Source organism: Pseudomonas sp. P1_F1_2 (genome assembly GCF_056405815.1).
Genome location: NZ_JBFUBK010000053.1, coordinates 1 through 14,962, shown reverse-complemented (window position 1 = coordinate 14,962; position 14,962 = coordinate 1). Strand labels below are relative to the sequence as shown.

Below are 14,962 nucleotides of genomic sequence, written 5' to 3'. Positions count from 1 at the left end.
GCACCGCGAACGGTGGCTTGTCTCCCGGGCTTTTGTCCCGCCGTGTAACCTCAACTGGAGGTCGCCAACTCTCGGACCAGTCACTCGCTCAGCGAGCCGGAACCCTAGTCAGCCATTGCAAATTGTGGTGCCGCGAACCTGTAATGAACTCCTGCACGCAGTTGCTAAAGCGAGAGGCGTGCCAACTCCTCTTGAGCGCTCTAGCGTGGGGGATGGCGCGTAGCCGCGTCGGTAAAGAGGCTTACGGTTGCCTTGTGATGGTGCGCGATTGCACCGCAATGGGACGCATCGCCCGCTGATCTGAAGGATTTTGCGGCACAGCACTTGATGGCGGATTTTCAGTCAAAAGCAGTGTCAGCCGGCCATTGTCGGCTGCTGTCCAGGGTCTTTTCGGAGGCCGTCATGCTGCGTCGAATCGTGTTCTATGTGTTGCTCGGTCTGGGGGTGTCTGGCTGCTACTACTACGCAGACCCTTACGATGCGTACTCCGCACCTTATTACTACCCCGGTTATTACGCGCCTTACTACTACTCGCCTTACTACAACCACGGCTATTACGGCCCGCGTTATTACGGGGGTTATCGCTACTACAACCACGGCTATCACGGCGGTCACAGCTCGCGTTATTACGGCGGTGGATATCACGGCGGGCACCATTAATCAGGGTGTGAATAGATGAAAAACCTTTCATCGGACAGATGTTTCAATCTGTTTCGTGAACGCACCAGATTCAGGAAACGGAGGTCTGATCTTTCGACAGTCACCGAATAATTGACTGCCGCCTGCCAGCGTCGCTGGTACGGCTCACTCGCGGTCCAGGAGGCCGCCATGCTCTGTCGAAAACAGCTCCGCCAAATTCTGCTGATAGCTTTATCGGGATTGTCTCTTGGTGCGTGCGTGCCCTATTCCGATGGAGGAGACAGCTACTATTCAGATGGCTATACCTCGCCTGCACCCGCCTATTACGCTGGTGGCAGTTCCTACTATTCAGGTGGCGGTGGTTATTACTCGCCACCGCCCCGGTACTACGCGCCCCCCGCGCGGTATTACCAGCCAACACCGCGTTATTACTATCAGCCGCGCGTCTATCAACCGGCCCCGCGCTATTACCAATCCCGGAGCTATTACCGGTCTCATCAGAATCAGGGCTGGGACGGTCATCATCGAGGTGGCTGGAATAATGACCACCAAGGTAACCAAGGTAACTGGAACAATGGCAGCCGAGGAGGCTGGGATAATGACAATCGAGGGGGTGGACGCCATCACGACGGGCGCGGCGATCACATGGGCCGAGGCGGCAACCGGTAATCGCTCAAACAAAAGCGGCGCATCAAGCGCCGCTTTTTTTATGCCCGGATTTCAGTATTCCGACAAATCCGCCAACGGGTGCCGTCCTTCCCAGACTTTATGAAAGTGCGCCAGCACCACGGCATCCGGCACGTTGTTGATGTCCGGCCAGTGCCAGTGCGGTTTCTGATCCTTGTCGATCAACCGTGCGCGCACGCCCTCGCTGAACTCCGGATGTCGGCAGCAGTTGAGGCTCATGGTGTATTCCATCTGAAAAACCTGAGCCAGCGACAGGTGCCGGGCCCGGGCGATTTGCTCCCAGACCAGATGAGCGGTCAGCGGCGAGCCTTCACTCATGGTTTTTGCAGCACGATTGAGCAGCAGGTCGGCGCTGTCGCGTTGCAGGCTGATGGCTTTCCAGGCGCAACTCACATCACTGACGTCCAAAAGTTCGTCGATGCGCTGGCGCCGCGGTAGCCACTGGGCTTCGGGCAGTTGCGCAACCGCTTCTTGCTGCAAGGCCTTGAGCAAACTGTTGAGCTGCATCGGCGTCTGTTCCTGCCAGTTCAATTGCAGCAACCCTTCGATCAGCTCCTCCTGTTGTTCATCGAGCAAGAAGCGGTCGGCCAGGTCCAGGTCGATCGCATCGCGCCCGTTCATATGGGCGCCGGTCAGGCCCAGAAACAATCCGAGCTTGCCGGGCAGCCGCGACAGGAACCAACTGGCGCCGACGTCCGGGTACAAGCCGATGCTGATCTCCGGCATCGCCAGCCGACTGCTTGGCGTGACAATGCGGATACTCGCCCCTTGCAACAACCCCATCCCGCCACCGAGCACATAACCATGGCCCCAGCAGATCAACGGTTTCGGGTAGGTGTGCAGTTTGAAGTCCAGGCGATATTCCGCCGCAAAGAAGTGCGCGGCCAGCGGTGGCACCTCCCCGGGATGGGCGCGACAGGCCTCCACCAGGCTGCGCACTTCACCGCCGGCACAGAATGCCTTGGCGCCGTTGCCACGCATCAACACGCAGACAACTTGCGGGTCTTTGGCCCAGACGTCCATTTGATCGCGCAGGGCGTTGATCATCGGCAGGGACAGGGCGTTGAGGGACTTTTCGGCATCGAGGCTGGCGACGCCGATGCGAGCGCCGTCGGTGCCAGTGAGTTCTTCGAAGTGCAGATTCATCGTGACCTCGATCGGGAATTTGAGGGTTAAGTATGATCGCTGTGTGGGAAAGTGCCGGATGTGCGTCAGATCAATTGACAAGCGTGATGGGCTTTCCTAGGGTTCGCCCCATTGTTTTTGCCGGATGTAACCATGACTGCTGACGACCGTATCAAACTCGAACCGAGCTGGAAGGAGGCACTGCGTGCCGAATTCGACCAGCCCTACATGGCAGAGTTGCGTAATTTCCTGCAACAGGAGCGCGCGGCGGGCAAGGAGATCTATCCACCGGGCCCGATGATTTTCAACGCGCTCAACTCTACGCCGCTGGACAAGGTCAAGGTCGTCATCCTCGGTCAGGACCCGTATCACGGCCCGGGCCAGGCGCACGGCTTGTGCTTCTCGGTGCAACCGGGCGTGCCGGCGCCGCCGTCGCTGGTAAACATCTACAAGGAATTGAAGCGCGACCTGAACATCGATATTCCCAACCATGGCTATTTGCAGAGCTGGGCCGACCAAGGCGTGCTGATGCTCAACACCACCATGACCGTGGAGCGCGCCAACGCTAACGCGCACAAGGACAAGGGCTGGCAGTTTTTCACGGACCGGATCATTGAAGTGGTCAGCCAGCAGCAACCGCACCTGGTGTTCATGCTGTGGGGCGCCCATGCCCAGAGCAAACAGAAGCTGATCGATGCCACCAAGCATCTGGTGCTGACCTCGGTGCACCCGTCACCGCTGTCGGCCTATCGCGGTTTTCTCGGATGTGGACACTTCAGCCGCACCAACAAGTTTCTTGAGCAGAATGGCGAGACGCCGATTGAGTGGCGGTTGCCGCCAGTTTGAGAGGTTTCGGTTTCGCGTAGGCAATAAATCAGGGCGTCAGCGGTTGTTTTGTTAACAGCGCCTTGATGATGAATCTGGCCATTGTTTCCGCCACTGGATAATCGGTTTGACTGAGTAAAAAAAAGGCAGACACACATGAACTGAATGCACTTTCAGGGCTGCACATCAATGCGATTGTGTCGTCATACATTTGCTTGTCTTGCGGGACGTTTCTCGACATTTGCAGTGCTAGCCAACATGTCCTGATTTCTTCGGCCCGGCGTGAAGTGAGGTCCTCATGGTTAAGCTGAAAGAACTCGATGTTGGTGACTGCACGTTCATAGGCGGGGCCGGAGTTGTGTTTCGGAACGGCTAGCACGCCATTGAAGGTGATGATGTCTTGAGGGTCGTCGGCGTCGGTCATTGAAACCGGATAGAGCAACAGCGCCGACTCATCCTGCATGTCCGCCGGATCGCCGTTCTGAGTGTCGCGATTGCCGCGAATCGGAAAGTAGCTCGACTTGAGCGTGGAGTTGCAGCGGGTGCAGGCAATGGCATAGTTCAAGTGATGGTAAGCGAGCTTGTAATACCCGACTTTGCTGCCTGCACCAGTCGTCCAGGCAGGTTTGAATTTTTTCCAGTGCTCGACGTTGTGGTTGGGCCAGGTCTTGACTTCGCTTTTGGGGCGATAGTGTTCCACTTCATGGACTTTGCTCGCCAATACCGCGCCTTGAAGCTTGGTCTCGCAGTACGCGCATTTTTCGTGCTGCAGCGTAATGTAGACCTGTTTGATTTCTCCCCAGAAGTCCGAGTCATCGGTATAGCCGCCCGCATCGACGTAGTGCTGGGTTCGCTGCTGGGCACGACCCAACCAGTTCGGTTTCTTGCCGTTGATTAATGCAATCAGCTCAGCTTCCGAAATGGGGTAACGGATCATTCTTTGGACTCTGCCTGCTTACTGCGCTGCGGTTGAGCAACAACTTCAGGCTTGGCTTTGACAGCGCGCGGGCGTCGAACACGAGCAGTGGCCACTTGGACCTTTTGCGGTTTTGCCATGTCTTCGAAGGACATGCCTTCGGCGAGCACTCTCAGGTAGTCGACAGAGGCTTTAACATTGCCCGACACCGCTCGACGAGCCAGTTCGTTGAGCTTATCCGCCACGGGCGCCGCCCGAGTGCTATCAAGGCCAAAGTAGGGCGACAGCAGAATTTGCTCGGCGCTTTTTCCACGCACATGTTCGGGCAGCCGCTTGACAATGGTCGAGCCGTTTTCCTCTGCCAGCACAAACAGGTTTTGCGACATCAATGAGCCGACGACCAACGGACTATGGGTCGTCAGGATGAACTGAACATTCGGGAGTGCCTTGGCCAGTGTGGGCACTACGCTGCGCTGCCATTCGGGATGCAGGTGCAGATCGATTTCATCGACCATGATCACGCCGCGCATTTCTCTCAGTTTCAAGCCACTGGCGATACCTTTACAGACGTGGAACAGCATGTCGCCGATCCAGCCGATATAGGCCCTGTAACCATCAGACAAGGCGCGGAAGGGCAGAACGATGCCGTTCATTTCGAACAAGTGTTCACGGCCCGTTGGCTGCGTTTGAATTTGGCAGGCCGGTGGCAGCAGTTCATTGATCAGATTGATAACTTGCTTGTAACGGCCCTTGTTTTCCACGGAAAAGGCCGGCAGCCAGTAAGACAGCGGCATGAGCGTCAGGTGGTCTTCGAAAAGGCCTGCAACGCGTTCGTAACGACGTAGACGGGACCGGGTTCGGGCACTTTCATCCACCCGTGCGGATGCTTCCACACGGCGGGTAGCTCCATATCCGACAATGAAAAAGGCCGGGCTTTTTTCATCGAGCTGCATCGCCTCGATCGTTTCATCCGCGCTCTTTGGCGACATATGCCAGCTCATCCGCTCTACCGAGCTGACCGTGCGGACTTCGGTACTCACTGAAAACGTTTCGGGCATGAGGTCCGTCGCAGCTTTCAGCGGCCGTTCTTCTACGGTCGAGATGATGTCGGCGGTCAGAATGGCTGTGTTTTTCTTGAGGTTGACCTTGCCGGCGATCTTCGCCGGAGCACGCCGGATCAAGCCTTCAGGTACAAAACCAGAGTTGCCGCTCAGCAACGGTCCGAGTACCGCAAGTGCAACAGCTTTTAGAATGCTGGTCTTGCCGAGACCATTGTCCCCCAGCAATACGTTGACGTTAGGGTATTGGAGGTCTTTGGTGCCCGGCAGATTGAATTCAAGGGTGGCCTTCTCGAAAGACCGCAAGTTTTCTATCTGTAGTTTGCTGATGTGCATCTAATCACCTCTCCCGAAGCAGAGATGGTAGCAAACTCTTTCCTGGCGGGTATCACAAGCCTCCGCTAAGGCATGCTCTCGCGGTTCCAGTATTTGAACAACGGCTCGGCCAGAAACAACACAAACAACAACCGCATCACCTGCATCGCCGTTACCAGCGGTACTGACAATTGCAGGGTCTCCGCCGTCAGGCTCATCTCCGCGATCCCGCCGGGCATCATGCCCAACGTCAATGAACGCAGATCCAGATGAGTCAACGCACTCAACCCCAAGGCAGCCGCCGTGGCAATCAACATGGTCAGCACTGTGCCGATCAAGGTCCGGCCCATGAAGGAAGGCGCGCGCCGGAAAAACTGACGGTTGAAGTGACAACCCAGGCCGCTGCCAATCAGCCATTGGCCGATCTGGCTGCCGCCGTGTGGCAAACCGATATGCAGATCCCAACCGATGCTCACCGCCGCACTCACCAGCAACGGCCCGAACAACCATGGGTTGGGTTGACGCAAGCGCTCCCAGAGCCACGCCGCCAGGGCGCCTGCCGGGAATAAAAAGGCCAGCCACCGCCAGTCGACGGCCGTTGCGTGCAACACCGGCGCGCCGTCACCCAGCAAGTATTTGAAGGCTGCCGGTACGCACAGCACCACCACCAGCACCCGCAGGCTTTGCCCTGCCGCCACGCGACTGAGCACTGCGCCATTGCGCGCGCCGAGGTTGACCATCTCGCCGGAGCCGCCGGGCATGCTGGAGAAAAATGCGGTGGCGCGATCCTCACCGGTACGCCGCATCAACCATACGCCGACCACGGCTGACAGGCTGGTGACCAACGCACCGAAGAAGATCAAGCCGAAGTGACTGAGTACCTGCTCCATCACCACCGGGGTGAAGTGCAGGCCGATCCCGATTCCGACAATCCACTGGCCGCACTTGCGGCCGCCAGGGATTTCCGCCAATTGCCAGGGCGTCAGGCAGCGCACCAGGATGATCGCCAGCAACGAGCCGACCATCCAGGGCAGCGGCCAGCCGATCTGGCTGGCGAGGTAACCGCCCAGCAGACCGACCAGCGGTGTTCCCCACCAGGCTTTGAGCGGTGTTCGATCAGACATCGGCGATTGCGCGCTGAGCGGCCGAACGTTTGCGCCAGATCCGCAGCAGTGGCATCAGCAGCATGATCGCGGTCAGGACCCAGCAACCGAAGGTGATCGGGCTGGACCAGAGTATTTCCAGTGCACCGTTGGAAATCGACAGGGCGCGACGCAGGTTCTGTTCCATCAGGCCGCCGAGGATGAAGCCCAGCAGGATCGGCGACAACGGGAAATCCAGCTTGCGCAGGATGTAGCCGAAGATACCGATGCCGATCATCAGGAACAGGTCGAACGTGGTGGCGTGCACCGCGTAGACGCCAATCCCGGTGATGATTGCGATCACCGGCACCAGCGCCCAGTTCGGCACGGCGAGGATGCGGGTGAAGATGCGGATCATCGGGATGTTGAGGATCACCAGCATGATGTTGGCGACGAACAACGAGGCGATCAGGCCCCAGACGATGTCGGGTTGCTGTTGGAACAGCAGCGGCCCCGGCGTGATGTTGTACAGCGACAAAGCGCCGATCATCACCGCCGTGGTGCCCGACCCCGGAACGCCGAGGGTCAGCATTGGCACCAGAGCGCCGCATGCTGCGCCACCGATGGCGGTTTCCGGTGCCGCGAGGCCACGCATATCACCCTGGCCAAACGTGCCTTTGGCCCCGGCGATGCGTTTCTCGGTCATGTAGGCCACGGCGCTGGCCAAGGTTGCGCCGGCACCCGGCAACACACCCATGATGAAGCCCAGCACGCCGCAACGCAGGTTCACCACGAACACTGCCGAGGCTTCCTTGAAGTTGAACATCATGCGGCCGGTGGCTTTCACGGCTTCCTGGCCATGATGGGTTTTTTCCAGCAGCAGGAGGATTTCGCTGATGGAGAACAGGCCCAACACCAACACCACGAATTGAATGCCGTCAGTCAGGTGGATGTTGTCCCCGGTGAACCGGTACACGCCGCTGTTGGCATCGATACCGACGCTCGACAGAAACAGACCGATCAACGCAGCGATAAAGGTTTTCAGCGGTCGGTCACCGGCCATGCCACCCAGGCAGACAATGGCGAACACCATCAACACGAAGTACTCCGCCGGGCCAAAGGCAATCGCCCATTTCGCCAGCAGCGGGGCGAACAGCACCATGCCGCAGGTGGCGATGAACGCACCGATGAACGAGCTCCACGCGGACAACGACAGTGCGACACCGGCCAGGCCTTTGCGGGCCATCGGGTAGCCGTCGAGGGTGGTCATGACGGTAGAGGCTTCGCCGGGAATGTTCAGCAGGATCGAGCTGATCCGCCCGCCGTATTCGCAGCCCAGGTAAACCGCCGCCAGCAGGATCAGTGCCGATTCCGGTGGCAGGCCGAGGGCGAATGCGATCGGGATCAACAACGCCACGCCGTTGATCGGACCCAGGCCCGGCAACAAGCCAACGACGGTGCCGATCAGGGTGCCGCACAGGGCAGTCACCAGGTTGTACGGGCTCAGCGCAACGCCGAAACCCTGACCCAAATAGCCAAGAGTATCCATATCAGTTCTCCAGAACGTCGAGCACGCCAAGCGGCAGCGGCACGTCCATCAACTTGTCGAACAGCAGATAAAGGCCGACGGCCATTAGCGTGATGATCACGATGCTGGGCAACCAGCGGCCGCCGTACAGGCGCGCCATCGGGATACCGATCAAGGTGCTGGCGACAATGAAACCCAGGGGTTCGAAGGTGCCGGCGAATACCAACAGCAACACGACGCAGATACCGATTTTGGTCAAGGTTTCGCGGTCCATCGGTGGTGCATCGTCGTCATGTTTGATCGGCGCCGGACGAAATACCATGTACAGCAGCGCCAGGCCCATCAGCCCGAGCATCAACAGTGGAAAGGCCCGAGGCCCCACCGGTTCGTAGGAAAATGCCGCTTGATACGGCCACGCCATCAGCGCCAGGCCAGCGCAGGCCAGCAACAGCACCGCAGCAAAAATGCGTTGTAAGAGCATGGGAAACTCCTGTGCCGCGACCCCGCGAAACGGGGCCGCAGCCGCTAGACAGAGGCGATCACTGGATCAGGCCGAACTCTTTGGCCAGCACTTTGTAGTCCGCAACCTGCTTCTTCACGTAGGTGTCCAGCTCCGGGCCGGTCATGGCGAACGGGAACAGTTCACGCTGATCGCGCAGCTTGGCGAAGTCTTCGGAAGCCAGGAGCTTGTCGAAGGCAGCTTTCCACCAGGCGTAGTCTTCGTCGCTGACTTTCGGCCCGAGGTAGAAGCCGCGAACCACTGGCCAGACAATGTCGTAGCCTTGTTCTTTGGCGGTCGGGATGTCTTTCATTTCCGGCTCGTCCAGACGCTTTTCGGCGAACACGGCCAGCAGGCGCATGTCGCCGCTCTGGATGTGCGGCATGGAGTCGGAGATGTCGGTGCTGCCGACCTGGATGTGGCCGCCGAGCAGGGCGGTGGCGATTTCACCGCCGCCTTCGAGCGCCACGTAACGCAGGTCACGCGGGTTGATTCCGGCAGCCTTGGCGATCAGTGCGGTTTGCATCCAGTCCTGGCTGCCGACGGTGCCGCCGGAACCGATCACCACTTTGCTCGGATCTTTTTTCAGCGCCTGAACGAGGTCGTCCAGAGTCTTGTAAGGCGAATCGCTTTTAACCGCGATGGCGCCATAGCTGGTGCCAACGGCGGCGAGCCAGCGCACGTTGGTTTCATCAAAACGCCCGAACTTGCCTTGGGCCAGGTTCAGCAACGAACCGCTGGACCAGGCCACCAGCGTGCCGGCATCGGCGGGACGCTGGGCGACAACCGCGTTGTACGCTACCGCGCCGACACCGCCGGGCATGTAGGTCACGCGCATCGGTTTGGTCAGCAGCTTTTCGTTGACCAGCGCGCTCTGCGCCAGTTTGCACGTGAGGTCGAAACCACCGCCCGGCGAGGCCGGGGCGATGCATTCCGGACGCTTGGGTTCGGCCATCAATTGACCGGCAAACAGCATGCAACTGGCGGCGAGAGCAACTTTACGCATTGATAGGTTCATTCAAGTCTCCTTGGGAGTTGTTGTTATGGACGTGCTGAATTACCAAAGGGCAACGCTATAGCTCACCAGCAGACGCACTTCGTCGGCATCGCGAGCGGAGTAGTTGGAGCGGTAGGTGGCATTACGCAGGCGCACGGCGACATCCTTGAGAGCGCCGCTTTGTACTACATATTTAATCTCGGAGTTGCGTTCCCACTCTTTGCCTTCGTCACCGTTCTTGAGCTTGATGTTGTCACCGCTCACGTAACGGCTCATGAAGGTCAGGCCGGGAATGCCGAGCCTGACGAAGTCGAAGTCATAACGTGCTTGCCAGGAGCGTTCTTCGGCACCGGCAAAGTCGTTGATCTGTACAAAGTTGACCAGGTAAGGGTCGGCGCCATCGACATAAGGGAACGCGCTGTCACCGGACATGTGCTGATAACCGGCGCTGAACTTGTGCCCACTCAAGGCGTAGCTCACCAGGCCATTGAGGGAGGTGTTGTCGATCTTGCCGCCACGGGCTTCGCCGTCATCATCACTGATGGCCAGGCGCAGGTCGGTGCCAAAAGTGCCGGGGCCGAATTTTTCCGAGGCCACCATGCCGAGGAAGTGCTGGCTGTAGACGTTATCGAGTTGCGCGAAGTAGTAACTGCCGGTGATTTTGTCGGTGAACTTGTAGTCCACGCCGCCAAAGTCGAAGTGGTTGCCAGTGACGGTGCCGGCAAAACGGCTGTTCTTGTTGTTGAGGGCGATGTCCTGGTAGTCAGTGCTGTCGCGATCCTTGGCTTTGTCGAGACGCCCGCCGGTGAAGCTCAGGTTCTTCAGCTCTTTGGAGTTCAGCAGCCCGCCTTCAAAGGTCTGCGGCAGGATGCGCCCGTCGTTGGGCTTGAGGATCGGCATTTCCGGAATCAGGCTGCCGATTTTCAGTTCCGTGGCGGAGATTTTCACTTTGCCGGTCAGGCCCAGCTTGGAGTACTCGCCAACCGCGCGCCCGTCATCGGTCGGCAGCAGGCCGGTGCCGGTACGGTCGGGGCTCGAATCGAGCTTGATCCCCAGCATGCCCAATGCATCCACCCCGAACCCTACGGTGCCATCGGTGTAGCCCGATTGCAGATTGAGCATGAAGCCTTGTGCCCATTCGTCTCGCTTGGATTGCTGGGCGCTGGTGCCATCGCGAAAGTCGCGGTTGAAATACATGTTGCGGGTTTCAAGTGTTGCCGTACTGTCTTCGAAGAAGGCAGCCTGGCTCAACGGCGAAAAGCCGGCAAGAGCGGCGGCACTGGCAAGCGCGGTGTGGCTGAAACGGGAGAGGCGGGCAGGCGCAAGAGCCTGGGTCTGCAAGGACTGCATGGGTGTCGTACTCCGTTTATTGTTCTTATTTGTCGAAAACGCTTCGAGGCGTTTTTCGGATCGCTGTGTGGCAGCAGCGACGGCAGTCGAAACTGTCCGTGACTCGACTCTAACGGGCTAACCTTTCGCTAGCCTTTCAGCAGACTTTCACGGTTTTCGGGCTTCACAGCAGCGGTTGCGGCTGTAAACTCCGCGCCAAAGAATGGCGTCGACCATCCCTGAATGAGGAAAAGATCCATGCGTGTTCTGCTCGTCGAAGACCATTTGCAGTTAGCCGAAAGTGTCGCCCAGGCGCTCAAGAGCACAGGGCTGACCGTGGATGTGCTGCACGATGGCGTGGCCGCAGACCTGGCCTTGAGCAGCGAGGAGTACGCCATGGCCATTCTCGATGTCGGCCTGCCGCGCATGGATGGTTTTGAAGTGCTCGCGCGCTTGCGTTCGCGGGGGAAAAACCTGCCGGTGCTGATGTTGACCGCTCGCAGTGACGTCAAGGATCGGGTTCATGGCCTGAACCTTGGCGCTGACGATTACCTCGCCAAGCCCTTTGAACTGACCGAGCTCGAAGCACGGGTCAAAGCCCTGTTGCGCCGCAGTGTGCTGGGCGGTGAGCGTCAGCAGCGTTGCGGTGTGCTGGCCTATGACCTGGACACCCGGCGTTTCACGCTGGGCGAAGAGTTGCTGACCCTGACCTCGCGTGAACAGGCTGTCCTGGAAGCGTTGATTGCCCGGCCGGGTCGGGTGATGAGCAAAGAGCAGTTGGCCTCCCAGGTGTTTGGTCTGGACGAAGAAGCCAGCCCGGACGCCATCGAAATCTATGTGCATCGCTTGCGCAAGAAACTCGATGGCCAGCCGGTCGCCATCGTGACCTTCCGTGGTCTTGGCTACTTGCTGGAAAGCCGCGATGCATAAGCCCAGCAGCCTGCGCTGGCGGTTGCTGTGGAACCTTGCGCTGTTGCTGGTGGTGTTAATGCTGGCCAGCGGCTTGAGTGCGTACTGGAATGGTCGCGAAGCGGCCGACACCGCCTATGACCGTACGTTGCTGGCGTCGGCGCGAACGATCGCGGCAGGTGTCTCCCAGCGTGATGGAACGCTTAGCGCCGACGTGCCTTACGTGGCGTTGGATACGTTTGCCTACGACAGTGCCGGGCGCATTTTTTACCTGGTCAATGACATCCACCAGAATTTGATTTCCGGTTACGAGAACCTGCCCGCGCCGCCTCCGGGAACGCCTCGCACTGATGACTACCCGGCGCTGGCACGTTTTTACAACGCCACGTATCGGGGGCAGAACGTGCGGGTGGTCAGCCTGCTCAAGCCGGTCAGCGAGCCGAACATGAATGGCATGGCGGAAATTCGTGTGGCGGAAACCGATGAGGCGCGGGTCAGCATGGCGCGCAGTCTGGCCGCCGACACGTTGCTGCGCCTTGGCATGCTGGCGATTGGTGCGCTGCTGTTGGTTTGGTTTGCGGTGAGTGCGGCGTTGCGTCCGCTGGAGCGCTTGCGCACGGCCGTGGAGGAGCGCCAGCCCGACGATTTGCGACCGTTGCCGTTGGTGGAAGTGCAGCGCGAGTTGTGGCCGCTGGTGCGCGGGCTCAATCACTTTACCGAGCGGTTGCGCGAGCAGTTTGAGCGCCAAGCCCAGTTCATCGCCGATGCCGCCCATGAGCTGCGTACGCCGCTGGCGGCGCTCAAGGCGCGCCWTGAGCTTGGCCTGCGCACGAATGAACCTGAAACCTGGCGCAGCACCCTGGAAAGCGCCGCCCAGGGCACGGATCGCCTGACTCACCTTGCCAACCAATTGCTCTCGTTGGCTCGGGTCGAAAACGGTGCCCGGGCGATTGCCGAGGGCGGTGCCCAGTTGCTGGATTTGAGTCAGTTGGCGCGCGAATTGGGCATGGCCATGGCGCCGTTGGCCCACGCGCGCGGTGTTGCCCTGGCACTGGAAGCGGACGAGCCGGTGTGGCTGCGCGGTGAGCCGACGCTGTTGAACGAGCTGCTGAGTAATCTGCTGGATAACGCCCTGGCTCATACGCCGTCGGGCGGCAATGTGATTTTGCGGGTCATGACGCCGGCGGTGCTGGAGGTCGAAGATGATGGCCCGGGGATTCCGGTCGATGAGCGGGATCGAGTGTTCGAGCGCTTTTACCGGCGCAATCAGCAGGTGGCCGGGTCGGGGCTGGGCCTGGCGATTGTCGGCGAGATCTGCCGTGCGCATTTGGCGCAGATCAGCCTGCACGATGGTGAACCGTCAGGATTGAAGGTTCGGGTGAGTTTTATTGCAGGAGAGTGAACACATCGTGTGTGGTGAAGGGGAGCAATGGAGGTAAGCCCCCCTCGCTATATAGGCTAGTAAAACATCGAACGCGACTCTTCCAGTTCCTTGCACATCGCCTCGTTCTGCGGATCAATCCCAAGCTTCTTGAATGAAGGCACGTTGAACGCATCGATTTTTGCGAGTGGATGGTCGGTGTCCTTGTGGCAGTACAGGCTGGCCACTTGCACCAGATCGACATAATCGACCTGCCCGGATTGACGGTTGAAGTCCAGGTACATCCCCGGCAGCTTCGCCAGCAATTCCGGAAACTCCCAGACCTTGAGCAGTTTTACGCCGATCAAAGGGTGAATGTGGTCGATCACATGGTTGAGGCTGACCGGGTCGGACAGCAGTTCATAGTGATCTTCGGCGTACGTCAAAATCGGCAACACGCCAATCTGATGCACCAGGCCGCCGAGTGCCGCCTGGTCGGGTTTGAGTTGTGTGTAACTGCGGCACAGCGCATAGCTGACCCCGGCGATTTCCAGGCTTTTGCGCCAGACATCGCGCATTTTCTGTGCGACCACCTCGGAGCGGGCGTGGAAAATCTGTTCCATCACCAGGCCGATCGCCAGATTGCTGCTGTAATTGATGCCCAGCCGCGTGATGGCGGTGTGCAGGTCGTTCACTTCCTGAGTGGCGCGCAGCAGCGGGCTGTTGACCACTTTGATCAGGCGCGCCGACAGCGCCGTATCGCGGCCAATTACTTTGCTCAGGGTGCTGACACTGATTTCCGGGTCTTCAGCGGCCTTGCGAATCTGCAGGGCCACTTCCGGTAATGTTGGCAGAACCAGGTCATCGTTATCGATGGCCTCAACCAAATCCTGTTGGACCTTTTCCGCCAGATCGCTCATTTCTTTTCTCTAGGGTGTTGCAACAAATGCTGCGGTTAGCGCTGGATTTCTAGATCGCGATCCAGTGAGTAAGGCAGGTCGAGCAAGTTCAGTGCAGGTCCTTCCAGGGCACCGAGATGAATGTCCCCGCCCTCGGCCGCTTCGGCTTGCAGCACGGCCAGGAGTTCAATGGTGTGTTCAGCATTGGCAGCCAGGACTACTTCGCCGATGGAACTGCCGTGGCTCGGGGAAAACAACGGCGTGCCAGGGGCCGGCAGTTCGCTGGCCTCCAGGGTCAGACGATACAAGCGACGCTTGAGTTTGCCCAGGTACTGCATGCGCGCGACGATTTCCTGGCCGGTGTAGCAGCCTTTCTTGAAGCTCACGCCGCCGACGGCTTGCAGATTGAGCATCTGCGGAATGAACAGCTCGCGTGTTTCCGGCATGACCTGACCGATCCCTGCGCGGATCTGGCCCAGCAGCCATTGGTTCAGATTGCCTTCGGCCAACAGGGTGGACAGCTTGCCTTTGATTGCGTCGGCTTGATCGGCGGCGACCCACAGTTCAGCGCGATCCGGCGAGACGCGGATGGCGATCAGGCCTTCGTGACGCACGACACTGTCGGTGTCTGCCGGTAATTCAAGACCGAGACTGCTCAGCGCGGTATCGCCATGGTCGATCCCGAAACGGACCCAGGCGGCGCTTTCGYCGGTCAATTTGGATTTGGAGAACACGGCGTACTTTTTCAGGTCAGCCAACTGCGGTTCCAGCAGTTCGGTAGCCATGGCCAGCAC

The 14,962-nt window shown here is 59.2% G+C and carries 15 protein-coding genes and 1 riboswitch; of the genes, 5 read left to right on the top strand and 10 right to left on the bottom strand.

Translation table 11 applies throughout. The annotated features are described in order from the left end of the window. Positions 1–19 precede the first annotated feature (19 nt). A riboswitch (guanidine-I (ykkC/yxkD leader) is annotated at positions 20–119 on the bottom strand. Between the two features lie 283 nt (positions 120–402). Next, complete coding sequence (locus tag AC1D2P_RS16885; RefSeq protein WP_477758066.1) at positions 403–660, top strand: hypothetical protein; 258 nt, start codon at positions 403–405, stop codon at positions 658–660. A gap of 168 nt (positions 661–828) precedes the next feature. Beyond that, positions 829–1,308 (top strand): hypothetical protein, encoded by a 480-nt coding sequence (locus AC1D2P_RS16880; protein WP_109787391.1) that lies wholly within the window; start codon positions 829–831, stop codon positions 1,306–1,308. A 51-nt stretch (positions 1,309–1,359) separates the two neighbouring features. Here the strand turns inward: AC1D2P_RS16880 and AC1D2P_RS16875 are convergent, their stop codons facing one another. Next, a complete protein-coding gene (locus tag AC1D2P_RS16875) occupies positions 1,360–2,472 on the bottom strand; it encodes an enoyl-CoA hydratase/isomerase family protein (RefSeq protein ID WP_477758067.1) in 1,113 nt (370 codons plus the stop codon). A 132-nt stretch (positions 2,473–2,604) separates the two neighbouring features. On the opposite strand from AC1D2P_RS16875, the gene ung reads away from it, so the two are divergent. After that, entirely contained in the window at positions 2,605–3,297 is a 693-nt protein-coding gene (ung, locus tag AC1D2P_RS16870; protein WP_046029483.1) for a uracil-DNA glycosylase, read from the top strand. Positions 3,298–3,325: 28 nt separating this feature from the next. Here ung and AC1D2P_RS16865 read toward each other — a convergent pair whose 3' ends face one another. The 7 genes from AC1D2P_RS16865 to AC1D2P_RS16835 form a co-directional block, all read right to left on the bottom strand. Next, complete coding sequence (locus tag AC1D2P_RS16865) at positions 3,326–4,213, bottom strand: hypothetical protein (protein ID WP_046029485.1); 888 nt, start codon at positions 4,211–4,213, stop codon at positions 3,326–3,328. Then, positions 4,210–5,586: an AAA family ATPase gene (locus tag AC1D2P_RS16860; protein ID WP_052961881.1), complete on the bottom strand. Its 1,377-nt coding sequence runs from the start codon at positions 5,584–5,586 to the stop codon at positions 4,210–4,212. Before AC1D2P_RS16860 ends, AC1D2P_RS16865 begins: the two co-directional genes overlap by 4 nt. 65 nt (positions 5,587–5,651) lie before the next feature. Then, entirely contained in the window at positions 5,652–6,689 is a 1,038-nt protein-coding gene (locus AC1D2P_RS16855) for an AbrB family transcriptional regulator (RefSeq protein WP_046029486.1), read from the bottom strand. Then, entirely contained in the window at positions 6,682–8,196 is a 1,515-nt protein-coding gene (locus AC1D2P_RS16850; RefSeq protein WP_046029488.1) for a tripartite tricarboxylate transporter permease, read from the bottom strand. Before AC1D2P_RS16850 ends, AC1D2P_RS16855 begins: the two co-directional genes overlap by 8 nt. Before the next feature lies 1 nt (position 8,197). Continuing rightward, positions 8,198–8,656, bottom strand: a complete 459-nt coding sequence (locus tag AC1D2P_RS16845) for a tripartite tricarboxylate transporter TctB family protein (RefSeq protein ID WP_077430736.1) — start codon at positions 8,654–8,656, stop codon at positions 8,198–8,200. A 58-nt stretch (positions 8,657–8,714) separates the two neighbouring features. Next, positions 8,715–9,692: a Bug family tripartite tricarboxylate transporter substrate binding protein gene (locus AC1D2P_RS16840; RefSeq protein WP_046029492.1), complete on the bottom strand. Its 978-nt coding sequence runs from the start codon at positions 9,690–9,692 to the stop codon at positions 8,715–8,717. 39 nt (positions 9,693–9,731) lie between these two features. Continuing rightward, the gene (locus AC1D2P_RS16835) at positions 9,732–11,021 is read right to left on the bottom strand and encodes an OprD family porin (RefSeq protein ID WP_046029495.1); all 1,290 of its coding nucleotides are present in this window, start codon (positions 11,019–11,021) and stop codon (positions 9,732–9,734) included. A gap of 237 nt (positions 11,022–11,258) precedes the next feature. Here AC1D2P_RS16835 and AC1D2P_RS16830 point away from each other — a divergent pair, with 237 nt between their 5' ends. Next, positions 11,259–11,930 carry a response regulator gene (locus tag AC1D2P_RS16830; RefSeq protein WP_007944085.1) on the top strand — a complete coding sequence of 224 codons (672 nt, stop codon included), beginning with the start codon at positions 11,259–11,261 and terminating at the stop codon, positions 11,928–11,930. After that, positions 11,923–13,311, top strand: coding sequence for a sensor histidine kinase (locus AC1D2P_RS16825; protein ID WP_477811516.1), 1,389 nt, complete (start codon positions 11,923–11,925; stop codon positions 13,309–13,311). The genes AC1D2P_RS16830 and AC1D2P_RS16825 overlap by 8 nt, the downstream gene beginning before the upstream one ends. Positions 13,312–13,367: 56 nt before the next feature. On the opposite strand, the gene AC1D2P_RS16820 is transcribed toward AC1D2P_RS16825, so the two are convergent. Then, positions 13,368–14,189, bottom strand: coding sequence for an HDOD domain-containing protein (locus tag AC1D2P_RS16820; RefSeq protein ID WP_046029500.1), 822 nt, complete (start codon positions 14,187–14,189; stop codon positions 13,368–13,370). 35 nt (positions 14,190–14,224) lie between these two features. Continuing rightward, positions 14,225–14,962: CAF17-like 4Fe-4S cluster assembly/insertion protein YgfZ (ygfZ, locus tag AC1D2P_RS16815; protein WP_477811515.1), on the bottom strand; the 738-nt coding region annotated here is incomplete at its 5' end.